The sequence below is a fragment of the Aquabacterium sp. genome (assembly GCF_050725395.1).
Lineage (GTDB): Bacteria > Pseudomonadota > Gammaproteobacteria > Burkholderiales > Burkholderiaceae_C > Aquabacterium.
In genome coordinates this window covers 13,038-39,132 of record NZ_JBOHHL010000006.1, presented here as the reverse complement: position 1 = coordinate 39,132, position 26,095 = coordinate 13,038, and the positions used below count along the sequence as shown (strand labels likewise).

Genomic DNA, 26,095 nt, shown 5'->3' with positions numbered 1-26,095 from the left:
GGGCGAGAGGCTGACGAGGCTACTGCAGCACGCCGATGACGATCAGCACGCTGTTGCCGCTGGGCACCTGGCTGGGGCCTTCGCCGCCGTGAGGGTCGCTCATTTGCGCGGCCCTGGCCGGGTCGATCTTGTCGGCGCCGACATTGACTTGCGCGCCATAGAAGATGCTGTCGATCTGCATCTTGCCGCGCACGCCATACAGCATCGGCGAGTCCTTGCTGAAGTAGTCCACCCGGCTGCCCGAGCCTGACAGCTCCAGCCGGAAAGCGGGCTTGTCGGTGGTGCCGTCCTTGCCCAGGTAGGTGTAGGCGATGTCGCCGCGCCAGTCCGACAGGTCGATGGACTGGCCCGTGGCCGAAGTGATGCCCGCGCTGCCACCCAAGGCCAGGGAGCCGCCACTTCCGAGCTTGAAGTCGAAGCCGGCAAAGGGTTGCAAGCGGTTGGCCGAACCCGCCGCCGGTGCACCATCGGCGCCCGTCGGGGCGAGGCTGTCTTCGGCCTTCCAGCTCAGGTGGGTGAGCTTGAAACCGACTTTCTTCAAGGGGCCTTCGGCGGGCGCGTAGGCCAGCCCTTCGGTGAAGAACATCGAGGTGAGCTGCTTGGCTTCGGGGCCGCTGTAGTGGCCGCCGACGTCGGCCAGGACGAACACCCCCTGGCTGCCAAACAGGGCGCCCGCGCGGAAACGCCGATCAGGCTCACGTCCTTGCCCGCTGAGTTCGGGCGTGGGCAGCAGGTGCTGGTAGTCACCCCAGACGCTGCCTTGCCAGCCTCGGTACTTGCGCGGGTCGTCCAGGTCGGCCGCGCCCAGCTTGTTCTGCTCGTCGGGCGCGAAGAACTTGGCCAGGTTGGCGGTGGCGCCCAGGTGCAGCAGGCTGCCGCCATGGGGGCCGGACGCCGCATCGACGTTGAGGCCGGTGGGCAGGTTGCCGCCAAAGTAGCTGTCCCTGGCATAGCCGGGGTGCGTGGGAGTGAGCAGCGGGCCGACGTCGAAGATGCCTGGCGCTTTGAGTTTTTCCTTGAGGATGAGGCCCACCATGGTTTTGGCCATCAGCAAGTCGGCGTTCCAGGTTTCATCGACGAGGCCGCCTTCGTCGGCGGTGGCTGGCGCGGCGCGGTCCTTGGTGAGGATGCCAATCTGCGCGACCGACGCCAGGAAGAGCACGGTCTGGACGTTGTCGCCCAGGCGCTTGATGAAGGTGGGGCTGCCGAGGTACTCGTCCACGCGCAGACCCAGGATGCGGCTGACCAGGTCGGTCTTGATGGAGCTGCTGGGGGTGAGCGGTTCGACCGCGTCCAGGTACTTGCCGAAGGTCGACAGATTGCTGCCGAAGCTGTCGCCATACTGCAGCCCGCCCGCGCCGCCCGATGGCAGGACCGCGGCGCTGAACAAGGCGCCGTAAGCGGCGGACTCGGTGCCTTTGAGTTTGAGCTTGAACCGCTCATCCAGTGAGAAATCCTGGCCGTGGCGCAGGTCCTGGTAGATGTCGCTGACGAGGCCGACGATGAGGGGGTGGTCCTCGACCTTCTTGGCGGCTTCCTTCAGCTTGGCGTCTTTGTCCTTGTCTTTGTCTTCGGCGGGGGTGTTCGCTGGGGGCGTTGTCGGTGCGGGATCGCGCTGAATCATCGGGGCGCTGTGGCCCGGCTGGACGGGGAGTGGCGTCAGGGACGGCATGCGCAGCACTTGGTCGGCCATGGCGTCGGCTTCACGCTCGGAGGCATCGCCCGGCATGCTGGTGTGAAAGGCCTGGCGTTGCAGCGGACCGGTTTCGGGCGCGGCGGCCGGTGCGTCCTTGAGCACGTTTTTTTGCAGGGTGCTCAAGGCCCGGTTGTAGGCGTTGGCCTTGCGCTGTCCGGCCGACTTCACCCCGCCCCAAAAGGCCAGGCGCTCGTCGGCGGCGGCGTTGCCCTTGGCCTTCTCGGCGGTCCAGTGAGCGATCTTCGCGTCGAAGTTGTCGCCACCGGTTTCCCAGCGGTCTTCGGGGCCGGTGCCCCCGAAGTTCGCAGTCTTCCCGGTCATCTCGGCCGAGGCCTGCACACCGCCGCTGGCGTGCATGGCGGCCGCCGAAAAGAGGAAGGCGTACTGCGGATCGGCGGCCGCGGCAGGGTCGGCCTTGACGGCGGCCGAGGCGGCGCGCGCCTTCGCGGCTTCGTCTTTCAAACCTTGTCCTTCCAGGCGCTGGACCTGCTCATCAAGGTAAGCCAAGGCCTTGACGTACTGCTGCTGGAAGGTGATCTGCAAGGGGCCCCGACCGGGGAACTTGCCGACCACCGACGGGTCGGCTTGCGCGGTCATCGAACGCAGCCCCCGCGATTCGACGGCGGCGTGGGCCAGGTAAAGCGCCTGGGCTTCCAGCGTGTCGATCTCCATCACGCGGAAGGCTTCGGTGATGCGGGCTCCCGCGCCCGCGGCGGCTTGCGTGATCTGCGCCTGGTCCTTGCTGCCGTAGCCGCTGTCCATCATCACGGCCTCGACGTCGGCATCCAGCAGAGGCTGGCCCATGTCCATCTTCGTGCCTTGCCGGCCTTGAGGGCTGAAGGCCCCGCTGGCAGCACCCAACCGAGGCTGGTGGCGTGTTTTCTGCTGTTTGTTCTTGTCGAGGAAGGTCACGTCTTCGTCGATGGTGCCGCGCTCCGCGCCGTATTGGGCAGAAGGGTCCTTGCCGTAGGCCCTGTTCCATTGCTTGTTCTTGATTTCTTCTTCGACCTGAAGCTCGGCTTCCGCCGTCTCGTGAATGTCGCGCGCGATGGCGGGGGGCATGGCGCCATGGCTGGTTTGCTGCACGACATGCGTCAGTTCATGGGCCAGCAGGCGCTTGCCGCCTTCGGTTTCGGGCGCGAACTGGCCCGCGCCAAACACGATGTTCCTGCCCGTGGTGTAGGCCCGGGCCTGGACACCCTGCGCCGCTTGCGCGGCCTGGGCATCGGTGTGCACGCGCACCTGGCTGAAGTCGTGGCCAAAGCGCGGCTCGAAATAGTCGCGCGTGCCTTGGGGCAGGGCTTGCCCGCTGCGTCGGGCCGTTTGCAAGGCGGTGTCGGTGTCCAGGTCCTGCCCATCGGACGCGCTGGCCTGGCGCTGGATCGGCGCCGCGAGGCAACGGGGACATCCTCCACCGCAGGCGCATGACGAAGCCTGCCGGCTTGCCAAGGGCGGGCTGGCCGGCAAGGCGTGGCCGTGGGCCTGGAGAGGGGGCCGAAGGGCCGGTGATGCGGCGCGTGTTGAACCTGGCGTGGCGGATTTCTTGGGCGTCATCATCTTGGTGGCACGACTCGGCAATCGGCTTTCAGGAAGTTGTGGAGCGGCCGCAAGAGGCCTTCCACCTGGATGGTCAGGGCTCGGTGCTCGATGGCTTGCCGGGCGGCGTTTTCGTCGTTGAAGGTGGGGCCGCACAGGCTGAGCAGCAGTTGTGCTTCGGCGAAGTAAGCGGGCTTCAGCGAATCGAGCAGGTCGGCTTCGGCGATGAGCCGGGGTGGTGAGCCACCATCGGGCACCAGTCGCTGGACCGCCAGGATGTCGTCCACCCGGTAGACCTGCCAGCGGCCTTCGGCCATGCGGCCAATGAGGTGGTCCCCGGCGGCGCATTCGATGCATTCCGGGGGAAAGGTCAGGGGCTGGTTGAAACTCATGGAGGCTTGCCGTTGATCAGAAACAATCTGCGCACGTGACCACTTCGCTCATGTTGCTGCGGACCTTGTAGACGGGGCTGCCGTCGGGCATGGTCCCGGGCTTGTCGTCGGCGTCCAGGGCCTGGTCCTTGGCGGCGGGCTTGAAGCTGGGGCCCGGTCCCGGCCCATGGATGGGGCGGGGGCCGTTCTTGCTGTAGACGTCGGTCGGGTCGACGCCGCCGGCGTCCATGCGCCCGGCCACGATGTGGAAGTCTCGCCATTTGGGCTTGACGACGGTGCCCTTGCTGTCTTCGATCTGGATGTCGTATTCCCACAGCCAGAACTTGACCTGACCGCCTTTGCAGTTGCCGACGGGGCAGACCGGGTTGTAGAAGTTCTTGCGGATGTCGGCATAGACCGCCGATGCCGGCGAGGTGTAGAGGTAGGTCCGCAAGGCGAGGCCCGCGCAGTTGTAGGTTTTCCGGTCGACCGAGGTGTTGTAGCCCGGGTAGCTGCTGCACGGCGTGACGCCAGCAAACAAGGGGGCGCGCATGATCTGCCGAGACAGGCGCCCACTGGATTGTTGGACCACGTGGGTGAGTTCGTGGGCCAGCAGGTGTTGCCCCGACTGGGAGCCGGGTGCATATTGGGACTGCCCGAAGAAGATGTCGTTGCCCACGGTGAAGGCCCTTGCATTGACCTGACTGGCCAGGCTGCCGGCCTCGCCATCGCTGTGCACCTTCACGCCAGAGAAGTCCTGGCCGAACCGGCTTTCCATGAAGGCGCGGGTGTCGGCGGGCAAACGGTCCCCACCGCCCTGGACGGCCCGCTGAAGAGATTGTTCATACCCGGAGGTGACGGCGCCGCCTTCGCCCAAGGCGCTGCGTTGCAGGGTCTCGGGCGCTTCTTCGGGCGATGGCGTTGCCTGCTCCGTGTCGAACGAGGTCGCGCTGTCGGGCACCTCGAAGGGTTCCAGCACTTTCCGGGCAAGCTTGGTGGCCGCCCCCGTGGCACCAGGCTGGAGGGCCTGGGCAGGGCCGCCACCCATCACGGCATCGGCCATGCGGTCGGCTTCCTGCTCGTGGTGGTCATTGGCCGCGCCGACCTGGAGCGTGGATTTGGCCTGGCAGCGCGGGCACGATCCACCGCAGGCGCAGCTCGACGAGGTGGACCGTTGAAGCCACCCGGGCGGCAAGCCTTGGCTGGGCTTGGGTGAGGGGCTCCATCGCTGATCCTGGCTGTTCTGTCTGAGCGGCTTCTTGAGCATGAGCGCTGACATGGTGCACCTCCTGGGATGGACGGGACTTCAGGTCTTTTTCTTGGCGGCCGGCGCTTTGGCCTTGCTTTTGGTCGCGACCCTGGCCGTGAGCTGGTCCAGTTCGCTGGCCTGCAGGCGCGCTTCACTGACGGTCATCTGGCCTTTGGTCAAGGTGAAGGGCTTGATGCCCGATGGCACCAATTTACCGTTGTCGCTGCCCACCTGCAAGGTCAGGGCGCGGTGGTTGGCGAGGGCATCGACCTGCGTGGGTTGCAAGAGGAAGGCGTAGTAGCCGGAATCGTCGGTCTCGACCGGGGCGACATTGGGCACGGGGTTGCCCTTCTCGTCGACCAGTGTGACGGTCAGGTGAGCGGCGGCCTTGGCGGCTTCATCGGTGATGCGGCCTTGCAGCAAGGTTTCGGTCTTGGTGACGGTGGGCACGCGGATGTGGGCGATCTGCACTTCCACGTCCAGCGCGGCGGCGCGTTGCAGGATGGTGTCCGCGCCGCGCGTGTAGCGTGCCACCCGCGGGTCGTCCGCCGAGACGTCGGTTTTGAGGCGGCGGGCTTCTTCCAGAGCGAGCAGGCGCGACGCGAGTTGCACGTCTCGCACCATGCTCAGCAAGTCGCCGCGCTGTTCCTGCAATGTCTCGAAGGCGCCCGCCAAGTCGCTCTTGTAGGTTTTCTGTCCGGTGTTGGAAATGATGGCCATGGCAAATCACCCGTGGGGTTTGAAAAGGATGCCCGAGACGGCGCTGCGGCTGGCGCAGAGCGCGTTGGGGTTGAGCACCTGGTTGCCGACTTTCACCTCGGCCATGGCCGGGTTCATGTCGTTGGCCACGATGCAGTGGTCGCCCTGGTTGAAGCTGGCGTTGACCAGCCTCACCCCGAGCGCGAACAGCGAGAGCAGGGTTTCGGGCCCGCGTTCGCTGAAGCGGTTGTTGGTGGCGCGCAGGGTGTTGCCCATCAGCAGGGCATTGGCGAAGAGGTTGCCATCGCGCAGGCTGCTGGACTGGTTGCTTTGGTAGGCCAGGTCGTCCAGCGTGGCGATGAGGTGGCAGGTGGTGCTGGTGTTGGATGGCCCGGTGCGCGACTGGTTGTCGTTGAACATGACGTTGCCCCCAGGGAGCAGCCGGGCCACGGCCGCGTCACGCGCGGGCGTCAGCGCGGCGGGGGCGGCGTGCAGGCCGGTGGCGGGGGTCTCGACCTCGGCGCCTGCCGCGTTGGGCGCCGTGGTGCTGTGGTTCAGGCTGCCCTCGCGCTGCAACTGCACGCCGGCACCCGCCGTGGTGACGCCGCCCAGGTCGAACAAGAAGACCGTGCCCGCCATCTTTTCCTGCGCGCTGGGGCCCGACAGTTCGCTGGACAAGGCGTTGTCGTTGCATTGCACCGGCCCGAAGGCCACGGCGAACAGGGCCAGGCCCACGGGCTGGTCGACCAGGTTCTCGTGGATGCGCGCGGCGGGCCGCTGGTTGAAGGCCTGGCCTTGGGCCAAGGCCTGCCGGTCCAGCATGTTGAAGTTGCTGACCAGCTTGAGCACGATGCCGCCACGGCGGCCCGCCACGAGCTGGTCGCTGTTGACATCGGGCGTCAAGGGGCCGTTGTTGACGATGCGGTTGCGCAGAATGGCCACGTCCTCGCTGTAGGCCACGAAGATGCCGCAAGCGGGGTTGGCGCCGGTCACGCCATTGTCCTCGATCTGGTTGTCGGTGATGGACAGGACCTCGCACAGGCCCAGCGAGATGCCGCCCAAGCCTTGGCTTGCCACCGTGGCGCGCAGGGCGTTGTCGAAAACGTTCAGCAGGTTGCCGACGATGCGGTTGCCCAAAATGTTCAAGCCGACCACGGGCGAGCCGAGCTGGTTGCGCGCCGACACCAGGGCGTTGCTGGCGCGGAGGCTGGCGGGCGGAGCGGTGGCGGCGGTCACGCCGATGCCGGACAGGCCCATGGCTTGCAGGGTGTTGCGCTCGATGGTGATGTCGTAGAGGAAGCCGCCGTCTTCCACCGTGGGCTTCTCGTCTTCCTTGAGCGTGATGGTCAGCAAAAAGCGTTGGTCGCCGGTCGAAGGTTGCAGGTCCACCTTGCCAATGGACAGGTCGGGCTCGCCCTCGGTCACGCGGAAGGTGGCAGGGTTGCTGCCGAACAGGAAGCGGCCATCGGCGTCGCTCACCAGCACGCGGGCATGGCCCGTGGCCGTGTCGGTCAGGGTGACCTGGACATTGGGCCGGGGCTTGCCATCGGGGCCCAGCACCAGGCCGTTGACGCCGGATTCGCGGGGCAGCACGAAGGTGTGGTCCGGCTCGGGCTCGGTCTGGGAAGGCAGGGCCGAGCTGCCCAATGTGACGCCATTGCCCGCACCGCCAATCACGGTGTTCTCCAGCACACGCACGTGTTCGCTGCCACCACCCAGCTGGATGCCGCCCAGGGCGCGGTAGGGCTGGACCAGGAGCGTGAAGATGGGCAGCAGGATCTCCCACACGCTGTTGACGTAGCCGATGAACAGGCGCGGATTGATGTAGACGATGTCGAGCTTGGCGCAGGGGTCGTTGGGGTCCAGCGGGTCGGGCTCGGTGGGCACATCGATGGGCGGCATGTAGAGCGCGGGCACCAGGCGGATGTCGTTGCGTTCGATCAGGCCATCGTGTCCCGCCAGGTAGATGGCCACGTCGCTGCCGCGCTTGTCCAGCATGCGGATCCGGTTGTGGTGAACATTGGCGCCTTTGACGTTGCGCGCACGGATGGCGTTGGTGCAGGCCAGGATGCGGTTGTGCGCGACCTCGATGTCGACCGAGCCATCGGGCTTGCTGGCGCCGATGACGATGGCCGTGCCGCCCAGGGTCACCAGGTCCATGTGTTCCAGGGTGATGTTGAGCGAATCGCGGATGGTGAAGATGGGCAGGGTGCTGCCTTCCTTGCGGGGGATCACCTTGGTCTTGGTGTCACAGCCCTTGATGCGGACGTTGCGGCGGCCGTCGATCACGGTGTTGGTCTGGTGCAGGCCGGGCAGCAGGCAGATTTCGCCACCACTGGCGGGGAGGTGCTGCAGGGCCTCCTCGATGGAGTCGAAGTCGCCATGGCTGGTGCGGCCGTCGCCCACGTTGTAGGTGCAGCAGATCTTCTGGTTGGTGAGCGGTCGGAAGATGCGGCGGCAATCATCGATCTCGCCATCGGCCTGGGTGATGGTGACCGGCGGGGCGCCGTCCCAGTTGAGGATGGCCAAGGCCACGCGGTGGTGGTGCACCCCTTGCGGCGGCGCGTTGACAGGCCACACCGGAGGCTCGAAGGCGGCGCCGGATGCGCGCACCGGGAAGGTCCAGTGATCGCCCGCTTGGTAATTGGCGTTGCTGGCCGTGGCGGGCTCGAACTCCAGGCGGATGCCGTCTTTCAACTCGACGGGGTTCGGGCCGCCCACGGGGAAATCGGCGACCAGTTCGATGCCATTCCACAAACGGAAGAAGCCCGTGGCCGGAGTGGAGGCCGGCCAGGGGCCCTGCACATTGGTGAGCGACAGGATGCCGTCTTGCGAGACGGTGGCATCGGCCGTCATCGTGATGCGCCAGCTGCCAAGGGCTGCGTCGAAGGCCAGCGCTTCCAGGTAGAAGTCGGTCACCCCGCAGTGGTTGATCATCTGGTCGTTGGCCGTGATGGTCACGGTGCCGGTGCCTGGCGCGCCCGCCGCGTAAAGGCCGCGTCCGACCAGGCCGCCATTCCACTGCGACCACTTGAAGCGCGCGCGGTTGGTGGCGTCGGGGTCGGCGACTTCGATGCGGTAAAGGTAGTGCTCCAGGCCGGTGTAGCCGCCACCGGCTTCCAGCGGGCAGTCGCCGGTGATGTTCAGGATGGGGGCGGGCGAGACGGTGAGCTTGCCTTTGGCGCTGAAATCGTCGGCCAGCTTGGCGACGGCGCTGCAATCGTCGTTGGGCCCCAGGCGCAACAGCTTGAGGTGGCTGAAGGCTTGCGTGCGTTCCGTGGTGTCGGGCCCGCCCAGGGCGGGTTCGATCAGGTTGCGCGGGTCTTGGAAGCCACTGACCGTGTCTTCCCAGACATCCAGCACGACCAGGTCGCGCACGCCATCGGCAATGGTGGACGGCAGAGCCTGGGGCGATTGGAAAGGCGGTGCGAAATAGGTCGCGGTGAAGGTGGATTTGGCGTCCAGCGTCAGTGACAGGCCATCGGCCCAGGCGCGTCCTGCGTCCAGCTCGAGTTGGACCTGGGTGCCGTCGGTGGTGGCGCTCAGGACCTTGAAGGCCTGGATGTTGGAGATGGGCACGGCCAGCACACCGTCGCCAAAGGTGTCGCGTCCGGCGGCCGAGCGCCAGGAAGCGGCGATGACGGCGGCTTCGTTCCAGTCACGGTCCAGCAGCACGCGGCCTTGCTGGTGCAGCACGCCGCTGTAATGCGGCGCTGCACCTGCTGGCAGGAATGAGAAATCGCCCTTCATGATCGTGTCCTTCAAGTGATCGGTATCAGCACCGGGCGCACGCCAACCGGCATGAACTCCCGCAGGCGGATCCCGATGTTTTTCCATTTGTGGGTGTTCAGCAGGTGGCCGAAAGCGCCCATCTCGTCGTTGTGGCTGCCGTCTTCGCGGATGCGTTGATCGCAGTCGGGGCGCAGTTGCGCGTAGCCGGGCTGGCCGAACCATTCGGCCGTGAAGCGCAAACGTGCCTCGCGGGCAAAAACGCAGCCAAAGTGCTGGGGCAGGCGGTCGTGTTCGCCGCTGAACCAGCAGAATTTGAGGCAACTGCCGCGCAGGCCCACGCCCACGTCGGTGGTGTGGCTGTCCTGGTTGTCGTGCACTTCCAGGCGGTGCACGAAGAGGCCGCTTTCACCGCGCGCGGTTTGCACGCGCGTGCGGCCGAAGACCGTGACACCCTGGATGACCAGGTCAGGGCCCCATTCGATGTCAGGGTTGCCGGTGGCGGCGCCGATGGCCAGCCCGAAAGGTGTTGATGCCGCGATGCCGCTGCCTGCGTCGACGATGCTGTCGGCGAGGTTCAGCAGGTAGCCGGTGTCGATGGCCAGCGGTCCGGTGATGCTGCGCTGGAGTGTGAGCGTGGGCACTTGGTCGAAGGCGGTGAGTTCGGCACCAGACAGGCCATGGCTGTTCGTCAGGTGCAATGACTGGCGCATCGGCGCCCGGGTGCCCGCAGGGCTGCCGTCCAGGACCTTGCCGCCGCCGGGGTCGAGCGTGCAGCCCAGGATGTTCAGTTGGCCGATGGCGGCTTGCGTGATCATGGCCTCGCTGGCGGGGAAAGCGGCATCACGGGTGATGTACAGGCCTTCAAGCGTGACTTCGAGCTGCTCGGTGTTGACGGCGGTGGGGCCGGTGATCTGCGTGGGCCGCAGGCGCAGAGGCTGGCGGAGGCGGATGGTGGGCCGTTCGCCCGGGGCGCTTCGGATCCACAGCGAATGCGGCAGGCGCAGGGACAGCACGCCCGCATCGTTGCCGATGCCCAGCACGGCGTTCAGGTCGAGCACATGGGTCTGGCTGTCGGTGATCTCGATGACCAGGGGCTGGGTTCGAGCCGGCAGGTTGTCCAGCGCGTGGCGCAGCGCGAATTCGTCGTCGAACCAGTTGATGCGCTTGAGCTCGCAGGGTTGCTCGGCGGGCCAGGTGTCGGGCAAGGCGGTGCGTGAGATGGGTTGCGCGCCGGTGGGGCCTGCCAGGGCGTATGTGCTGGAGACCAGCAGGCCATTGGCCAAGGGCACGGCTTGTGTGGCGGGGTTGCTGTCGGGCACGCCGAAGACGATGCGGCCGCGCTCGGGATCGATGGCGATCTCCCATTCGCGCAGCGCGGGTGCCAGGCCGGTTTCCCAGGCGCACAGGTTGGCACCACGGATTTGCCAGGCTTGGCCCAGGAAGGGCGCTTCGGGCAGGTGCAGGACCAGGCCGACGGCGTCGTCACCGGGATGGGCGTTGCGCGGGTCGGCGTAAGTCTGCACGGACACGTACTGGTCCGAGCGGCCTGCGGGGCGGCCGTCGGTCAGGCGTGCTTCGGGCATGGGCCCGGGGACTTCGTCCTCGCTGCCCAGGCGGGGTGGATCCTCATCGGCGTGGAAGCGGTGGGTGTTGAACAAGGGCCATGGTTCACCCTGGGCATGGAGGTCGAAGCGCACCGCAAGCGAGGCCGCGCCCGGTGTGGATGGGATCGGCGCGGTGAGGTGGAACACGGGGCGGGACAATGGCGTCTGGAAGGCCTCCAGTCGCCACAGCAGCACGGCCAGGTTGGGCAGGTTCCACCCCGACATGCCCAGCGTGGGTGGCTTGACGTCAACCACGCGCGCGAACGGATCGAAGGGGCCATTGACCAGCGACAGCAAGGCCGGATCGCGCAGGCTGGCCATGCCGCCACGCACTGGCGTGCTGAGGTCGGTGCGCAGCTTGAGCGGCGGCTTGCCGCCCGCGTCGGGACGCTGGTGGTTGAGGTGTTGCATCCAACCCAGGCGCTCGCGCATCTCGACCGCGTGCGCGGCCCAGCCCGACAGCGCATACACCTGCGACTCGACCACGCCCAGCGTGCCCTTGCGGCGCCGGTGGAAGACGGTGCGGGCCACGTCGGCGCGCAAGGTCCAGGGGTCGCCGGACAGGCGGGTGGTGCCCAACAGGTCCGCGATGTAGGCCACGACCCAATCGTCGCAATGCTCGATGAAGAGGTCGTGGTACTGCGCATCGGTGCGGGCGTGCAGCGCGCTCATCGCGTCTTCGATGACGCCGAGGAAGGCCTGCAATTGGCCGGGCGGGGTCTGCTCGGTGTCGCGGATGCGGTAGATTTCGGGGAGCCGCTCGAACAGCGGTTGGCGTGGCGATGTCATGATGGCAAAGCCTCCTTGTCGGCCGCGAGCTGCAATTGCAGGGAGGTGGATGCCAACGCCAGAAGACGGTCGCCCGCGCAGGGCACCGAGCGTTGCGTGGGCGGGGTCAGGCCGCTCAGGCTCAAGCGAACCCAGGCCACGCCAGGCACGTTTTGCACCGCGCCCACGATTTGCGAGCCGTGTGCACTTTCGCCGAACTGGCGCTGTTGCCAGCTGAACAAGCCCTTGGACGAGTCGACGCCGTTGCCTTCTTCGCCCGAGGCGCCCAGTGCCGTAAGGATGGCGGCTCGCACATCGTCGATGCGGCGATCGGGTGCATAACCGACGACCAGCTTCAGGGCGATCTGTGTGCGGGCGCCTTGCACGACCAGCAGTGGGCAGCGCCCGGCGCCGCGTGTGCGCACAGCGGCGCGCAGGGCGTCGGCGGCGGCGTTGGCATCGGCCTCCAGGGCGCTCTCGGTCAGGATAGTGACGCGCACGAGGGGTGATCCGTCCACGCTGGTCCAGGCGGCGCGGGCCTTGAGCACACCCGGGATGGACAAGGCCTCGGCCTCATAGTCGGCCAGGCTGACGATGCGGCCCAGGCTTTGCATCGTGCCCGGCGCAGCGGTGCGGGCGCCGTCCATGCTTTCGGGCTGGGCGCCGCCGGTCACGGGCTCCAGCATGAAGACGTTCTCCAGTGCGGCGGGCTTCTTGTCGGTCTGTGGTTTGGCGTCCAGCTTCAAAGGCCCATGTGCGCCATGGCTGGTGCGGTAGACAGCCACGACATTGCCCCGGCCCGTGCGCAGGCGCGAGCCTGTCTTGCCGTCGCCGAACTGCACCCAGCTCTTGCCTTCGGCGTCTTCGCGCACGATGTAGACGCGCGCCTTGGGGCCGCGCCCGAACAGGCTGTTCACCTCGGTCCACTCGATGCCATCCACCCACACCTGAAGCTGCGGCAATTGCGGCGGCACCTGGGTGGTGTCCAGCAGGTAGGTGAGCGGCGTCTTGGGCAGCGCGAAGGTTTGGAAGGCAGCGCGGCCATCGCCATCGCCCAGCGCCACTGGCTGCTCGGTCTTGCCTTGCGTGGCCTCGACCAAGTTGCCGTGGACGGTGACTTGCGGCGCGGCATGGCCGAACTGGGCATAGCTGAACTCACGGTCCAGTTGCACGCGGTGGAACGAGGGCTGCCTGGCATCGACCCCGGCGGTCTCGACCGACAAAGCCATGGCCTGGGTCAAGGCATCACCTGGGCCGGACAGCAGCAGGCTGCGCTTGGCCAGTGACTGCGCTTCTTGGGCCGAACCGAAGAAGTGCAGTTCATGCCCTTTGGTGGCCAGGCTGGGCGCGAAATCGGCGTGCAAGGTGAAGGGCTCGCCCACGACCTCGTGGAAGGTGACGCCACGGATGTCGGCATAGGCCAGGGTGACGCTGCCCTCCTTGATGGCGAGCGATTCGTCCAGGCTCAGCACGGTGCTGGCGCCGGTCAATGGCCCCCAGGTCAATGACTGGCGGTCCACCTGGGCGATGCGCCGCTCCAGCAGGCGCTTGCGCGGGCTGCCGTTGCTGGCGGCGTAGAGGTTCGCCTCGATCAGAACGCGTGTGCCCGCCACGATGCTGGCGACCTCGCCCTCCAGCGGCATCTGAGTGGCGCTCAGGGAAGGCGTGGCCGGACTGGGCGTGGTCGCGTTGATGCGGCGCAGAAAGGACACGTCGGCGGTGGTGGCACGCCCTTTGTCATCGACTGTCACCTGCGTGGCCGGGGCGTTGTGCCCGAAGTGACGGTGGGTCTTGCCCAGTTTCCAGGCTTGCAACTGGGGTGTCGACGTCAGCGAGGCCAGGCCCACGCCCGCCGCCAGCAGTGAGTTGACCGACATCTGTGGCCCGGCGATGACCATGGACATGTTGGACGAGATGGACGACAACAGTTGGAAGGCCGAGTTGACCTGCACCACCTGCGACAGCTTCTTCAGGCTGGTGACGCCGCCTTTCATCTTCACCACCGTGCTGCCGAAAGATTCCCAAGTCTTGTCGACCACCAGCACTTGCAAGTGGTCGTGGGCGTTGCCGCTGGCGCGCGGCACGCCGACCATCACGCGGTCACCGGCCTTGAGCGAGACGCTGGCGCCCGCGCTCAAGACCAAGGTGAAAGTGTCGGTGCCATGGTGGATGTTCGGTACCACCCGCGGGCGGTAGAGGTGGAACTGCGACAGCGCGGGTTGTGCGAGCAGCTCGGCGCTGGTTTCGAACACGGCGGGCTTGTCATCGCCTTCCAGTTGCGCCTTCACACCCAGGCCCTTCGGCAGCAGCACCGGCTGGGTGCCCTTGACCGCGAAGGCGAAGCGCGCGCGTCCGCCGATGCCGGGGGCCAGGCGGTAGCCCAGCAGGCGCACCAGGTCGGCCACGCTGTCGCGCCATTTGGCGCTGCGCAGGTAGGCTTCGTTGGCGTACAGGTCCTGGTAGAAGCTGAGGATGTCACCCACTTCGGCCGCGGCTTCGATCAGGGCGATGCCGGGGTCGTCGGGCAGGCGGTGCGTCCACTCGGCCAGCGCGGGGCTGGCGTCCAGCAGGGACAGCATGTGCTCGCGCAGGTCGGCGTAGCTGCCGATGCGGTAGCCGATGGTGGACAGGCCCGGCCGGTTGAAGATGGCCTTGGGGAAGGCCGCCGGCTGGCGGCAATCGTTTTCGCAGCTCATCGGCGGCCCCCGGTGATCTCGAAGGTGATGCGGCCGGTCTCCAAATGGTCCGGATCGTTGGCGACCACCAGGATTTCGAAGGGGCCGATCTCGACTTTCTCCACGCGGGCTTCAGGCAGGTCGGAGGGGTCGATGTCGACCTCGATGAGGCCGCCGCCGCTGCCGGGGTTCCAGCGCCGCATGCTCAGTTTCAAGACGCGGCCAATGCCGGCCACGCCCAGGGCGCGGCCGATGACCTGGCTGGCGTGCAGCGGCTGGCCGAAGGTCCAGACATCGGGGTGGAAGAAGCCGCGTCGGCCATCGCGCGTCCAGCCGTCGGAGAACTCCTCTTCCAGCACGGCTCGCAGGTCTTCGGGCCAGTAGGCGGCTTGCGCGCACAAGGTCATCTTGATGTCCAGTGGCACGTAGCTGGCGGGGCGCACTTCCAGGTCTTCGCCGATCAGGCGCACGGCTTCCAGGTGGTCTGCAATGGCACGGCGCAAAGGTTCGGCCAGCACGGTGCTGCCGACGGGATCGATGGCCACGCGCACAGTGCGCCAGCTCCCGGTCCAGGCGTAACGGGCCTTGGCGTGCGAGACGCCGGGCAACTCTTCGGCGCGCTTGGCGTAGTCGGGCAAAGTGACGGCGCGCAACTGGTGCTGGCGGTAGGCCTCGGGCACGCGGCGCACGATGTCGGCCACGGGCTCGGGGTCGCGACCGTTGGTGACGTCGAAAGGGTTCCACACCTCGAGCACGGCGCCGCTCGTGTCATCGAAGCCGACGATGCTGTCGGCGCCGACGTTGCCGCTGCTGCCTTGGCCGACGCGGTAGCGGCAGCGCACGAAGGCGCCGGAGGGCAGCGCGGCGCCGTTGATGCCGTCGCCGAAGCGGATCGAACTGCCGCCGAGTTCATCGGTCTCGACCGTGAAGTGCTTGTGCTCGCCTTGGCTTTCGACCAGGTCGGATTGCTCCTGCCAGGGCTGGGCGAAGCCTTGCACGGTGACCTGGGCGGTGGTGCGCGTGGGCAGATCGCCGCCGGGCGTGGTGGCGCGGTAAGCCAGGGGCGAGGAAGGGAAGGGACAGAGTACGCCGCGCAAGGGCGAGAGGCTGCCTTGCTGGCGCGTGACGACCGCGTAGCGGGCTTCGCTGGTGGCGACCAGGCTGTGTTCGTCCAAGCCCGCCAATGGCTGTCCGGGGGCACGGAAAGTGGTGATGCGCGGGCGGCCTTGGGTGACGCGGACCAGGTTGGCGTGGAACAGGCTGACATCGCCCACCAGCGTGCCCGAGCATTCGCAGGTGAAGCAAAAGTTCTGCGTTAGCGCGTCTTCGCGCAGCCAGCGCACGCGCACCAGCCATTCGCCGGTGAAGGGGTCGTGCAGGGCTTCGGCGCGGGGCGTGGGGCCGTCCACAGGGACCAGGCGCAGCACCTGGCGTTGCGAAACGCGCGCGCCGTTGGGGGTTCCGGTGTCGGGATTCAGCGCCTCTTGCACCAGCAGTTCGTCAACGGCTGGGTCCACGTCGTCTTCGCCAGGGCCGATTACTTGGTCGGCGTGCGCGCCCAGAAAATAGTCGCGCAAGGCTTCGGCCTGCGCCTGGTTGAGCGGGCTCAAACCGGTCAGGTCGGCCTCGGTGCTGCCTTGCGCCAAGGCGGACACGGTGTTACCCCAAGTGTAAAGACGCAAGGTGCTCAGCTGCGCGTAGACGCGTTGGCGCCACGCCGCGCCTTCGCGGGGGATGGCGAAGACCACGGCCTCGGGGTCTTTCCAATGCAGACTGGTCCAGGCGCCGAACTCGTCGTTGGTGGTGGCGGGCAGATCGGCCGTGGCGGCCACGTTCAAGGCCAGCCAGGTGCTGGACTGGTTGCCCTGGTGAATGTGGTAATCCATCAAGCGCGCATGGCGGGCCAGCGAGACACGCTTGCGCGCCGTGGCGATCGAGCGCTCGCTCAGCACGCGGTCGTGGTAGTCGGCCTGCTCGTCGGCATCGGCGGCGATGAGGTCGATCAGCACCTGGTCCAGGTCGGCCTCGCTGGAAGGCGTCCAGCCGGGCACGCGCTTCATCATGGCTGCGATCAGCACGTGGCGGAAAGAGTCGTAGTCGCGCGCCAGGTAGTCGATCTCGGGCTCAAGCGGCGGTGGCTTGAGGCGCTCGGCTGGGGTGCAGTTGAGGTTGAAGCAGCCCGGCCGGAACTTGAAGGGCAGGGCGTTGAGCAGCGGGTCCATCGCCAGCGGCAAGGCGTTGCCGGGCGACGACAGGCCCACCGCCGTGGTCGAAAGCAAGTAGGTCGAGTAGTCGCCCACGGGCGCGATCTTCAGCCTGATCGTGTGGGGAGTGGTGCCGGCCAGCACCTGCGTGACCGCCACCGGCCGGGCCGGGTTGCCGGCCCGGTGGCGTTCGGCGCCCTGCACCTTGAAAGCCTCCTTGGGGGGCAAGGAAGCCAGCGCGTTGTCGTTCCAGAACTCGACCTCCAGCCAGGCAAAGCCGGGCTTGGGTGCGGCCTCCAGCGTGACGTAAGCCAGCTTGAAGGCGTTCAGGCCTTTGCCGTCCAGGTCGCGGGCACGGTCGGTCAGGCGTTCCTCGTTGCGCAGCAGGGCCATGTCAATGCGCTCCTTGCCGCTGCAGGCGCACGCTGCGCACTTCGCCGGTGGCGATGACGCGGTAACGCAGGTCCACGTTCAGGGTCGAGTCCTCGGCGCTCACGTCCAGCATCTCGACGGTGATGCGCTGGCCCAGCCAGCGCGACAGGTTCTGGCTGACCAGGGCCTTGGTGATGCCCGCCGTGGCGTCGTCGTTGCGCTGGAAGACCAGGCGGCGCAGGCCAGCGCCGAAGCTGGGCAGGAAGGGGCGCTCGCCTTGCGCGGTGAGCAGCAGTTGGATGATCTCGCCCCGGATGTGGTCAGGCAGGTCCGCCGGCGTGGCCGTGCGGCCATCGGCACCGATGCGGAAGGGAAAGGCGAGGTGGCGGCCGTTGGTGCTCATGGCAGCGGCGCCCTGTAGGTGTCGACGGTGAAGGCCATCGCGTGGTGGTGGCTGGTCAGGCCACCGTCGCCGGTGTTGGTGGTGGTGACCAGGTCGCCCACGTGATCGCCCAGAAACTTCAGCACGCCTTGGGCGATGGCCGCGAACAGGATCTTCCGGTCTTCGGCGCCCTGGTCGCCGGAGGGCAGCGGCTCGCCCTTGACGGCCTGCCATTCGTTTTGCATGGCTCGGTCGATGTAGGCGGCCATGCTGGACGCGAAGTCATGGACCGTGCCGGCTTTGAGGTCGTTGCTCATGGTGGTCTCAACCGGTGGTGACGCGCTGGGACAGCAGCACAGGCGTCGCGGGGGGGAAGGGCGTGACCGGCACGATGGGCGTCACGGGGATGCCGATCACGGTCTCGCCCACGTGCATGTGCGCGTTGAAGATGCTGACCAGCTGGTTCAGGTACTGCAACAACGAATCGCCAAAGGGCACGGGGTGCGTGGCGCCTTCGGTCAGTTCGATCAGGGGCGCTTCGACGATGACCTTGGACGTGGCCAGCAGCTTGATCTGGCCATCGTTGACGCTGATGGTCATCAGGTTGCTGCCGTTGCCGTCGGACAGCGTGAGCGTGTTGGCGTCGTCGTCCAGCGCCACCATCAGGCCTTGCTCGCTGCGCAGGATCTTGAGCGGCGGCTTGGCGGCGGTGCCTTTTTCGTTGGCGGGCACGTCGCTGGTGCCCCACCATCCACCGCTCCAGATGGGTCGCGATGGATCACCAGCTTCGAACTCGATCCACACGCCTGCGCCCACGGGCGGGATGGCGTGCAAGCCGACGCCGGGGCCGGCGTAGGGCGCACAGGGCGTGGCCCAGGGCGTGTGCACGTCGCCAAAAACTTCGGGCACCTGGGCCTTGATGCGGCCGATGGACGAGGGGTCCTGCACATCGGTGACCAGGCCGCGGTACTTGCCAAAGTGCCGCGTGCGCGATTGCGTGGCCAGTTCGACCACCAGTTTTTCGAGCGTGCCGGTTTCCATCAGAAGACTCCCGAAGGCAGGCCGCCACCGCCCGCACCGCCTGATGAGCGCGCGTTGCGGTGCAGCGAGAAGCGTTGCCGGTAACTGTGGTCGTTGAGCACGTGCGTGACGCGGCCGATGAGGTAATCGCCCGACAGGTGGCCGCCGATGCCGCGCACGCGCACCAGGTGGTGGGGCTGCATCACCCCTTCGTACCGGTCGGCGTCGATCTCGCCGTTGGCGGCATAGGCCCAGGAGGACAGGTCGACCGTGGCCATGGCGGCGGCGTCCAGGTCGGTCTGTTCTTCGCGCGTGCCGGTCAGCAGGACCAAAGCAGGCTGGGTGAAATCATGGGTGGCCGCGTCGCCCAGCGGCGCGCTGTCGGCCGCATCAGCCGTGGCGGTGAGCACACTCCTGTCCGCCAGGGTGACGCTGCCGGCCTGGGCCTTGATGGGGCGCAGCGCATCGAACTGGGCCGAGAAGCTCGCCACATTGCACTGGTCGCCAACCAGCAGAAGTTCGGGCAGTTCGGTGGCATCGAACTGCGGTTTCTTGAACACGCCCACGCTGACCCCAGGCGCTTCGCCCGGCTTCACATAGGTGAACATGCCGTGGCGCTTGGCCAGGTCGCGCAGCAGTTGCAGGCTGGTGCCGCGCTGCACCGTGACGCGTTGCAGGGCTGAACCTGCATTCGGTGCGGCATCGACCTCGGCGGTCAAGCCCGCGTCGGTGAACAGGCTGGTCACGATGTCTGCCGGGGCCATGTCTTCGAACAGGGCGACCTTCTCGTCGCGGCTGAGCAGCACGCTGTCGTCCTGCACGACCAGGGTCATCGTGCTCTGGTCGGGCGAGGATTTCATCTCGTAGCGGTTGCCCACCACCGGCCCATCGATCAGCGGCTCGAAATCGGCCATGGCCACCTTGACCTCGATGCGCACGCGCGTGAAGGGCTGGGCGAAGTCTTCCTCGATGCCCGACCAAAGGCCCGCCACGTCGGTGCCGACGGGCAGGTCCAATTCAGCCTCGCTGGCCACGCCGATGCCTTGGTCGATGCGGATCTCGGTGAACATGGCGAGTTGCTCCGCCGAGGCTGGGGCGTTGTCGAAGTACACGCGGAATTCAGCCTTGGCCATGGTGCTCAGCCCTTGGGGACGTGGGTGGTGCGGCCGACGGGCAGCAGCGTGGAGGCCGCTTCCAGCTCGGTGTTGGCGTCGGCGATGTGCCAGTAGCGCGTGGCGTCGCCGTAGCGCTGTTCGCTCATCGCGTCGAGCTGGTCGTGCGCGCGGATGGTGACTTCGTGGCCGGGTGTGGCGGGCAATGTGCGCAGCTTGACGGCGGTGACCGGGTCGCCCGCCCGGTCGGTGGCGGTGACGGTCGGCAGGCCGAAGTAGCGTGAGTTTTTCAGGAACATGGGCGGCTCCTCAGAAAGGGATGATGTCGAGCGCGAACTCGATGGCCTTGGCCAGGTTCAAGGTCGCTTGCGTGTCCTTGACCATCTGCGTGTACTTGTAGGCGCCCGCGCCCACCATGTCGTCCGTGGGCGCCTGGCTGGACACTCGCATGCCGATCTTCACTTCGGCCTGGATGGGGTTGAGCAACACGTCGTACTTCTGCTCGACGATGGACATGGAGGTGATGGTCACCGGCAACACGCGCGAAGGCCCCCAGATGAACAGGATTCGGGGCAGCGGCACGCGGGGGATGGGTTGCGACGGCGGCGTCGCGCTCGGGCCGGAGATCGCCGAGCCCACTGCGTCGATCGCGGCGCCGATCAGGCCGCCTGGCGTGGCCTGGGGGTAGACCATCTTTTCCAGCGCGGCGATCTGTGGACCCACGCCAAAAAGGCGCGGGATGGCCGACACCGCGCCGCCAGCCCCCAGGTCGTCCGCAGCCGAGAAGCGCGCGCTGACGTCGAAGCTTTCGGACGGTGGCGCGGCGGCGGCGTGCGTCTCCGTGCGCGGCTGACCCGACGTGGGGGCCGGCGGCTGCGGGATGACGATGGTGCGCGTCATCTGCTCGGGGTTGAACTGGAACACGACGATGTTCGGGATCGGCCCGAGGATGTTCATGCCGTACTCGACCAGGACGCCGCGCAAAGGGAAGAGGGCCATCAGTGGGTCTCCTGGCGTTCGATCCAGCCGATCAACTGGGTGGCGATCAGGTCGGTCAAGGCTTGCGCATCGGCGCCCGCCGGGCCCTGGATGGGGCCCAGGTCGGCCTGGGCGATGTCGGTGGTGGCAGTGCGCAGCTTCAGCTCGGACAGGCGGCGGTTCAGCTCGCCCGCCAGCAGGTCCTTGACGCGCCCGCCCAGGTCGGGCGAGACGCCTTGCAGCGTGATGGCCAGGTGCTCGATGTCCAGGTTCATGCCATGTCCTCCATCAACGAGGCGTAGCGCCCGAACTGTTCGCGTCCGGCCACGCGGTTCATCTTCTGCAGCTCGCGTTTGATGGCGATGAGCACCTGTGGCATGCCGACCCGCGCGGGGGCCAGCTCGGCCTGCTGAGAGGCGGCCAGCAGGCAGGCATTGAAGGCGGCCGATCGGATGTGCCCGCCTGCCATTTCGAACTGTTGGGCCAGCCAGGCGCAGTCGACTTCGCGGATGTCCACCTGCTGTGGAAAGACGCGGCGCCACAGTTGCTCGCGCTCGGCCGCGCCGGGCACGGGGAACTCCACGATGTGGCGCAAACGGCGGGTGAAGGCCTCGTCCAGGTCTTTGCGGCGGTTGCTGGCCAGCACGGCCAGGCCCTTGAAGCGCTCCATGCGTTCCAGCAGGTAGCTGATCTCGATGTTGGCGAAGCGGTCGTGGGCGTCCTTGACCTCGGTGCGTTTGCCGAACAGGGCATCGGCCTCGTCGAAGAACATCAGGCAATCGCTGGTCTCGGCGGCATCGAAGATTCGGCGCAGATTCTTTTCGGTTTCTCCGATGTACTTGTTGACGACCTGGGACAGGTCGATGCGGTACATGGGCAATTGCAGCTCGTTGGCCAGTGCTTCGGCGGCCATGGTCTTGCCGGTGCCGGGTGGGCCGCAGAACAGAACGGACAGGCCCGCCTCGTTCCAGGCGCGCGCGGTGCCCCATTCATGGTGCACGCGGCCCAGCACGCGCATGGCCGAGACGATTTCTCGCAGTTGCTGCGCTTGCGCCGTGGGCAGCACCAATTCGTTCAAATCGAAGCGGGGTGTGACGGCGTTGGCCAGGCCGTCGAGTTCCAGCCGGGCCTCTGCGCGGCAGACTTTGAAGAGGTCCGAGGCTTCCGCCTTCGTGCCCAGTGCGGAGGCGGTGCAGGCGGCGCGAGCCAGCGGGCGCTCGGCCAGGCGGAAGCGCCTCGCAGCTTCGGGGATGGCGTTGCGCACAGCCGGAGGGGACTGTCGGAGCGCGCTGCACAGCAGTTGGGTGCGTTGCGCGATGTCCAACGGTGGCAAGTGGCAGGTGGGCAGCACCAGCTTGCTTGGCAGACCACGCGTGGCTTGGCCGCCATCGTTGCTTGGCAGGTACCAGCGCAGGGGCAAGTCGGACAACGGAGCCGTCCAGTGCTCCTGGGTACCAGCCGCACAGCACCGCTCCTGCCAATGTTCAGGCAAGAGGATGTCGGCACCATGCAGCCAACTGGCCGTGGCCAAGGCTTGAAGACCGCGGTCGGGCGTGACCTCATCGCCCATGACCACCAAGCCACGGCCCGTGGCGGATGCGAAGGTCCGGGCCCAGGCCAGGAAGTCCGTGCCTTGCGGCGCCTGCAGCGGCAGCACTTGCATGGCAGATGGCGGGTCCGAGCGCAGGCGGGCCAGCCAAGGCTGCATTTCCAGCGGTGTGTCGCGGGGCACAAGCTCCGTGGCTGGGATCATGCCCCGAGGCGGATGGTCGGGCGTCAGCAGGGCTTGTGCCACGGCGGTCGGCATGTCGAGTGCCTGGTGCCAGTCCACCAGCGCCCGTCCTGGCGGCAGGTTCAGCAAGCCGTGGCGGAACAAGGCATGGCCGGCGTCGGCGCAGGCGGCCACGGCCAGCGGCTCATCCCACAGACGCTGGGCCAGGGCCAGGGTGGGCCATGGGCGGGATGGGTCGTTGAGGCAGGCGGCGCAGACGGCGCCGATCGCGGCATCGCTGCGGCTGGCCAGCGCGCAAGCCAACACGAACTGCGCGGCGGGGGGCAAACCACATTCATGGGCCAGCCAATGCCAGCCGCCTCGGCGACCGGCTTGAGGCGGCGTGGGGGCATTGGGTGAAGCGATGCAATCGCTCAGATAGCGCGCCGTCACGTCCTGTGCGAAGAAAGCCCGCTTGTCATCGCGAAAGCGCGTGAGGTCCAGGCTGTCTTGCACCGGGTCGGAGAAGGGGGGCAGTGCACCGGTTCGACCCGGCGAGCCGCCGCGCTGGTGCCAGCACCAAGCGATCTCGCGGCGCAGGCGCCAGGTGACCTGGGCCAGCCAGTGCGCGCACACCGGATCATCGATGCGCAGATCGGGGTTCATCGAGGCGGGGGCGGGGGCGAGCTGTGCGTTCATGTCCAGCTCAGCACGGGCGCGTCGAGCGCCTGCACGCCATTGACGCGCAGGATGACGCGGTAGTTGGGGTCGGCGGGCAAAGCCTGCGCATCACCGACCGCGAAAGTGAGCGTGGTGTCGGTGCCGCCCGCAATGGGTTCCAGCAGCAACTGCGACTGGCCCTGGCGGTACAGCGCGGCATAGATGGCCGCCGTGGGCCCGCCCAGTTGCGTGCCGTGGACCACGAACTGGCCCGACAGCTTTCCCGACACGGGCGTCAAGGGCCCGGCCAGGTTGGCCCCGGTGACGCGTGGCAGCAACTGGCCGGCCACGGCGTTGCTGGTCAAGGTGTGGCCATCGGGCAAGGTGCGCGCCACGCAGACTGGGTGGATGCCCGCGGCCACCGTGTCCACCAAAGGGATGGTCGCGGTCAGGCCGCCATCGGCGGTGCCGGTGGCCGGGTAAGTCGTGGCGCCCACCATGACCTGGTCATAGCCTGCCAGATCGTCGCCGTGCAGCACGAATGCCTGGCCTGCGCTGAAGCGCTCGGGTTCGATCTGGTGGATCTGCGGTCCCATGCTGGGCAACACGGTCACGCCTTCATACAGCCGCGGCGGTGGCAAAGGCTTGCCAATGGTCTTGACCGGCAAGGCGTAGGAGGGCGGTTCGCTCACGGGCGCGAGCATCACCGGGCGCACCTGGAAGGCGGCCGAGACGCGGTACTTTTCTTCGCTGCCCTGCATGATTTTCGACAGCGTTTCGACATCGGCTTCGTCGAAAGTCACGCGCAGTGGGTCGGGGCTGCTGGACAGCGCGGTGATGGTCGGATCGGGCTTGATGATGCTCATCGCGTTCAAGGCCAGCATGCCCCGGCTGAGCAGCTTGTGCGCGGCGATCGAATCGCTGTCCTGACCGTCGAAGGCCGTCAGCAGATAGTGCAGCACCAGCCACACCGGCGGCGACTGGCCGGCGTCAAGCGGCCGATTGCGCAGGTTGCCGTCGATGCCGACGCGGTACAGGAAGAGGTTGAAGCTGCCCCCCGCCGAAGCTGCCTTGCTGGCGTCTTCAGGTCGGCCGACCGCGATGGCGTTGATCCCGGTCCATGAGGCGAGCTGCACCTTCAGCAGATCGCTGACCGCGCCGATGGCCTCGCTGCTGGCGGCGAGCGACATGGTTCAGCTCCACCGCACGTGATGGCGCCGCAGCGAGAACTGGGCCGGCGCCGGGGTGGGCGTGGCCGCGGCTGGCGGAGGTGCTGTTGGAGCCGCGACGGCGGGTGGGTGCACTTCCAGCGTGATCGTTCCGATGCGCACGGTGCTCTGCAAGGCAGACGGGGCTGGCATGGTCGTCCGGGGTGCGATCGCTGGCGCTTGTTCGGCGTGCTGGCGGCGTGCGTCGGGCTGAATGAAGGCCGACGGAGGCAGATTGCGAACAGCGGGTGGCACTGAACGCGTGCCTTGCTGGTGAGCTGGCAGTCCGCCTTGTGCCGCGATGGGGTGGGCTTCGGCCAGCACGTTCAACGTGGGTGCCGTGGTCTCGTTGACATGGTTCGCGTCCACGCGGTCGGCGGATGCTCGGGCGGGGCGGGGCGCGATCGCCGGCGCGTGGGGCAGGTCGGTGGCCATGGGTGCCGGCGTCGCGGGTTGAGCCTGTGTGGTCATGGGCTCAAGCGGCGGTGTGCCGACCGCAGACGTCTCGTGCAGGTCTGGGGTGACGGGGGTGCGAAGGGCCAGTGCGGTTTGCGCAGGCGCCGAGAATGGCGCCTTGAACGGGGCGCTTGAATCCGAACGCGGCGGCTCATGCGCCTGCGCCACGGGAGGGGCAGGTTCATTGGGGCCGTCACGGTGGTTCACGCGTGCCTGTGTCGTCAGGCTGGCTTCGACCTCGACATGCTGTTCCAGAGGAGTTGGCGTCATCCCGCCACGGGCCGGGACACCGGGTGTTTGAGGCGCTCTGACCTGCGCTGCCAAGCTGGCGAAATAGCCGCTCACACCCAGCTCCCTTGGTCGATCTGGCTCAAGTAGTGCGCGCGCCGCCAACTTGGCAGCGCAAGGATCTCCGCCTCGCTCCAGTGAAAGGCCCGGGCCAGCCGCAGCACGTCGTCCAGCATGCGGACCTGCGCGCGCGCAAAGCCGTCGATCAGCATGGACTCGAGGTCGCAGGCGAGGATGTTGCCGTGGGCGCAGGCTGGGCAAGTCGCGTGAAGGCGCAGCGCGGTCAGTGGATCATGGGCCTCGAAAGCATCGTCCAGTGCAGGCAGCAAAGCGGACAGTGCGGGCGGCTGCGTCCCGGCGGGCACGCCTACGACGGACTCGATCAAGGAGGCGGCCAATGCCTCGTGCGAAGCCGGTGATGCCAGCGGCCCCTGCATCCACCGCTGCAAGTCACGCCCATTGGGCAGCCGCAAGGTCAATTCAAGTCCGTCGTCGCTGTGCCAGGTGAAGCGCGGTGACGCGGGCTCGCCCGCGAAGTCACGCAAGTCCAGCTGCACCTCCATGGCCTCGCCGCACCGGGTGCACGACGACTGCAAGTCCAAGCTCACCTCGCCCGAGGCCACCCTCATCGCCAACAGGGCCTGCAGCCGCTGGCTCAAGCTCCAGGACCAGGCTTCATCGGCGTCCACCGCCAGCCCATCGGCGCCGCTCACGCAGGCGGCCAGGAGCCCGGTCACCGTGGCTGGGCGGTCGGCCCGGTCAAAGACCAGGTCGATGTCCGAGGCTGCGCTGCCCACAGGACGCGCGCGCCAAGCCTGCGCATGATCCTGTGCTTGCCCCATCATCAGCCCGCCTCATTCGGTTCGGGGGTGTCGGCATCGCGCACCCAGCCTTCCAGCTCGATCTTGATGTGTTCGATGGCCACGGCGTTCGCGTTGGCGTCTAGGTCGGGCAGGGTGACGAACTCGCTGACCCAGCAGCGGAACAGGAAATAGCGGATGGCGACCTGGCTCTTCTCGTTGAGCACTTCCAGGGTCAAGTCTTTCTTGTAGCCTGCCAGGTCCATGGCGGAATCGCCCGCGTAAGTGGAGATGGCGTTGGCCCACTTCTCGAATTCCAGGTCGTGGGTGATGCCGCGTTCCAACGTCACGCCTTCGTAGCTTGAGCGGCCGGGCGACTTGTGGTCGTAGCTGTTCTGGCCGCCGCTGCGGTGCTTGACCACCTCGGTGGTGCGCTTGAGCGAGCTGACCTTGGACACGCCGAGCACGGCCTTGCCGTCCCACAGCACGCGGAATTTGAAGTTCTTGTAAGGATCAACGCGTGTGGCGTTGACGACGAAACCGGTGTTGGCCATGGCGAGGTTCTCCGCGCGGA

The 26,095-nt window shown here is 67.3% G+C and carries 20 protein-coding genes; all 20 read right to left on the bottom strand.

Annotated elements, in window-relative coordinates; translation table 11 throughout:
* Positions 1 to 19: 19 nt before the first annotated feature.
* The 20 genes from ACREB4_RS05850 to ACREB4_RS05755 all read right to left on the bottom strand — a co-directional run bounded on the left by ACREB4_RS05850 (position 20) and on the right by ACREB4_RS05755 (position 26,075).
* Positions 20 to 3,274, bottom strand: a complete 3,255-nt coding sequence (locus ACREB4_RS05850; RefSeq protein WP_431587262.1) for a DUF4157 domain-containing protein — start codon at positions 3,272 to 3,274, stop codon at positions 20 to 22.
* Positions 3,250 to 3,624, bottom strand: a complete 375-nt coding sequence (locus tag ACREB4_RS05845) for a hypothetical protein (RefSeq protein WP_431587261.1) — start codon at positions 3,622 to 3,624, stop codon at positions 3,250 to 3,252. Before ACREB4_RS05845 ends, ACREB4_RS05850 begins: the two co-directional genes overlap by 25 nt.
* Before the next feature lie 16 nt (positions 3,625 to 3,640).
* The gene (locus tag ACREB4_RS05840; RefSeq protein WP_431587260.1) at positions 3,641 to 4,882 is read right to left on the bottom strand and encodes a DUF4157 domain-containing protein; all 1,242 of its coding nucleotides are present in this window, start codon (positions 4,880 to 4,882) and stop codon (positions 3,641 to 3,643) included.
* Between the two features lie 27 nt (positions 4,883 to 4,909).
* Positions 4,910 to 5,572: a hypothetical protein gene (locus tag ACREB4_RS05835; protein ID WP_431587259.1), complete on the bottom strand. Its 663-nt coding sequence runs from the start codon at positions 5,570 to 5,572 to the stop codon at positions 4,910 to 4,912.
* 6 nt (positions 5,573 to 5,578) lie between these two features.
* On the bottom strand, positions 5,579 to 9,301 hold the full coding sequence (locus tag ACREB4_RS05830) for a DUF6519 domain-containing protein (RefSeq protein WP_431587258.1): 3,723 nt from the start codon (positions 9,299 to 9,301) through the stop codon (positions 5,579 to 5,581).
* Positions 9,302 to 9,312: 11 nt separating this feature from the next.
* Entirely contained in the window at positions 9,313 to 11,676 is a 2,364-nt protein-coding gene (locus tag ACREB4_RS05825; RefSeq protein ID WP_431587257.1) for a hypothetical protein, read from the bottom strand.
* Positions 11,673 to 14,351: a hypothetical protein gene (locus tag ACREB4_RS05820; protein ID WP_431587256.1), complete on the bottom strand. Its 2,679-nt coding sequence runs from the start codon at positions 14,349 to 14,351 to the stop codon at positions 11,673 to 11,675. The genes ACREB4_RS05825 and ACREB4_RS05820 overlap by 4 nt, the downstream gene beginning before the upstream one ends.
* A complete protein-coding gene (locus ACREB4_RS05815) occupies positions 14,348 to 16,927 on the bottom strand; it encodes a putative baseplate assembly protein (protein WP_431587255.1) in 2,580 nt (859 codons plus the stop codon). Before ACREB4_RS05815 ends, ACREB4_RS05820 begins: the two co-directional genes overlap by 4 nt.
* Before the next feature lies 1 nt (position 16,928).
* Complete coding sequence (locus ACREB4_RS05810) at positions 16,929 to 17,309, bottom strand: GPW/gp25 family protein (RefSeq protein WP_431587254.1); 381 nt, start codon at positions 17,307 to 17,309, stop codon at positions 16,929 to 16,931.
* Positions 17,306 to 17,605, bottom strand: coding sequence for a hypothetical protein (locus tag ACREB4_RS05805; RefSeq protein ID WP_431587253.1), 300 nt, complete (start codon positions 17,603 to 17,605; stop codon positions 17,306 to 17,308). Before ACREB4_RS05805 ends, ACREB4_RS05810 begins: the two co-directional genes overlap by 4 nt.
* Before the next feature lie 7 nt (positions 17,606 to 17,612).
* Entirely contained in the window at positions 17,613 to 18,329 is a 717-nt protein-coding gene (locus tag ACREB4_RS05800) for a phage baseplate assembly protein V (RefSeq protein WP_431587252.1), read from the bottom strand.
* Complete coding sequence (locus tag ACREB4_RS05795; protein ID WP_431587251.1) at positions 18,329 to 19,441, bottom strand: hypothetical protein; 1,113 nt, start codon at positions 19,439 to 19,441, stop codon at positions 18,329 to 18,331. Before ACREB4_RS05795 ends, ACREB4_RS05800 begins: the two co-directional genes overlap by 1 nt.
* A gap of 5 nt (positions 19,442 to 19,446) precedes the next feature.
* Positions 19,447 to 19,719 (bottom strand): hypothetical protein, encoded by a 273-nt coding sequence (locus ACREB4_RS05790; RefSeq protein WP_431587250.1) that lies wholly within the window; start codon positions 19,717 to 19,719, stop codon positions 19,447 to 19,449.
* Positions 19,720 to 19,729: 10 nt separating this feature from the next.
* Complete coding sequence (locus tag ACREB4_RS05785; RefSeq protein WP_431587249.1) at positions 19,730 to 20,419, bottom strand: hypothetical protein; 690 nt, start codon at positions 20,417 to 20,419, stop codon at positions 19,730 to 19,732.
* A complete protein-coding gene (locus ACREB4_RS05780) occupies positions 20,419 to 20,673 on the bottom strand; it encodes a hypothetical protein (protein ID WP_431587248.1) in 255 nt (84 codons plus the stop codon). Before ACREB4_RS05780 ends, ACREB4_RS05785 begins: the two co-directional genes overlap by 1 nt.
* The gene (locus ACREB4_RS05775) at positions 20,670 to 22,808 is read right to left on the bottom strand and encodes an ATP-binding protein (RefSeq protein WP_431587247.1); all 2,139 of its coding nucleotides are present in this window, start codon (positions 22,806 to 22,808) and stop codon (positions 20,670 to 20,672) included. The genes ACREB4_RS05780 and ACREB4_RS05775 overlap by 4 nt, the downstream gene beginning before the upstream one ends.
* Positions 22,805 to 23,959: a DUF4255 domain-containing protein gene (locus ACREB4_RS05770; RefSeq protein WP_431587246.1), complete on the bottom strand. Its 1,155-nt coding sequence runs from the start codon at positions 23,957 to 23,959 to the stop codon at positions 22,805 to 22,807. Before ACREB4_RS05770 ends, ACREB4_RS05775 begins: the two co-directional genes overlap by 4 nt.
* 3 nt (positions 23,960 to 23,962) lie before the next feature.
* A complete protein-coding gene (locus ACREB4_RS05765; RefSeq protein ID WP_431587245.1) occupies positions 23,963 to 24,703 on the bottom strand; it encodes a hypothetical protein in 741 nt (246 codons plus the stop codon).
* A 71-nt stretch (positions 24,704 to 24,774) separates the two neighbouring features.
* A complete protein-coding gene (locus ACREB4_RS05760) occupies positions 24,775 to 25,566 on the bottom strand; it encodes a hypothetical protein (RefSeq protein WP_431587244.1) in 792 nt (263 codons plus the stop codon).
* Positions 25,566 to 26,075 carry a phage tail protein gene (locus tag ACREB4_RS05755; RefSeq protein ID WP_431587243.1) on the bottom strand — a complete coding sequence of 170 codons (510 nt, stop codon included), beginning with the start codon at positions 26,073 to 26,075 and terminating at the stop codon, positions 25,566 to 25,568. Before ACREB4_RS05755 ends, ACREB4_RS05760 begins: the two co-directional genes overlap by 1 nt.
* Positions 26,076 to 26,095: the final 20 nt, after the last annotated feature.

Excerpts from the sequence above, each read along its gene's own strand:
- ACREB4_RS05845 (WP_431587261.1), bottom strand. The coding sequence starts at position 3,624 with ATGAGTTTCAACCAGCCCCTGACCTTTCCCCCGGAATGCATCGAATGC.
- ACREB4_RS05840 (WP_431587260.1), bottom strand. The coding sequence starts at position 4,882 with ATGTCAGCGCTCATGCTCAAGAAGCCGCTCAGACAGAACAGCCAGGAT.
- ACREB4_RS05835 (WP_431587259.1), bottom strand. The coding sequence starts at position 5,572 with ATGGCCATCATTTCCAACACCGGACAGAAAACCTACAAGAGCGACTTG.
- ACREB4_RS05830 (WP_431587258.1), bottom strand. The coding sequence starts at position 9,301 with ATGAAGGGCGATTTCTCATTCCTGCCAGCAGGTGCAGCGCCGCATTAC.
- ACREB4_RS05825 (WP_431587257.1), bottom strand. The coding sequence starts at position 11,676 with ATGACATCGCCACGCCAACCGCTGTTCGAGCGGCTCCCCGAAATCTAC.
- ACREB4_RS05820 (WP_431587256.1), bottom strand. The coding sequence starts at position 14,351 with ATGAGCTGCGAAAACGATTGCCGCCAGCCGGCGGCCTTCCCCAAGGCC.
- ACREB4_RS05815 (WP_431587255.1), bottom strand. The coding sequence starts at position 16,927 with ATGGCCCTGCTGCGCAACGAGGAACGCCTGACCGACCGTGCCCGCGAC.
- ACREB4_RS05810 (WP_431587254.1), bottom strand. The coding sequence starts at position 17,309 with ATGAGCACCAACGGCCGCCACCTCGCCTTTCCCTTCCGCATCGGTGCC.
- ACREB4_RS05805 (WP_431587253.1), bottom strand. The coding sequence starts at position 17,605 with ATGAGCAACGACCTCAAAGCCGGCACGGTCCATGACTTCGCGTCCAGC.
- ACREB4_RS05800 (WP_431587252.1), bottom strand. The coding sequence starts at position 18,329 with ATGGAAACCGGCACGCTCGAAAAACTGGTGGTCGAACTGGCCACGCAA.
- ACREB4_RS05795 (WP_431587251.1), bottom strand. The coding sequence starts at position 19,441 with ATGGCCAAGGCTGAATTCCGCGTGTACTTCGACAACGCCCCAGCCTCG.
- ACREB4_RS05790 (WP_431587250.1), bottom strand. The coding sequence starts at position 19,719 with ATGTTCCTGAAAAACTCACGCTACTTCGGCCTGCCGACCGTCACCGCC.
- ACREB4_RS05785 (WP_431587249.1), bottom strand. The coding sequence starts at position 20,419 with ATGGCCCTCTTCCCTTTGCGCGGCGTCCTGGTCGAGTACGGCATGAAC.
- ACREB4_RS05780 (WP_431587248.1), bottom strand. The coding sequence starts at position 20,673 with ATGAACCTGGACATCGAGCACCTGGCCATCACGCTGCAAGGCGTCTCG.
- ACREB4_RS05775 (WP_431587247.1), bottom strand. The coding sequence starts at position 22,808 with ATGAACGCACAGCTCGCCCCCGCCCCCGCCTCGATGAACCCCGATCTG.
- ACREB4_RS05770 (WP_431587246.1), bottom strand. The coding sequence starts at position 23,959 with ATGTCGCTCGCCGCCAGCAGCGAGGCCATCGGCGCGGTCAGCGATCTG.
- ACREB4_RS05765 (WP_431587245.1), bottom strand. The coding sequence starts at position 24,703 with ATGACGCCAACTCCTCTGGAACAGCATGTCGAGGTCGAAGCCAGCCTG.
- ACREB4_RS05760 (WP_431587244.1), bottom strand. The coding sequence starts at position 25,566 with ATGATGGGGCAAGCACAGGATCATGCGCAGGCTTGGCGCGCGCGTCCT.
- ACREB4_RS05755 (WP_431587243.1), bottom strand. The coding sequence starts at position 26,075 with ATGGCCAACACCGGTTTCGTCGTCAACGCCACACGCGTTGATCCTTAC.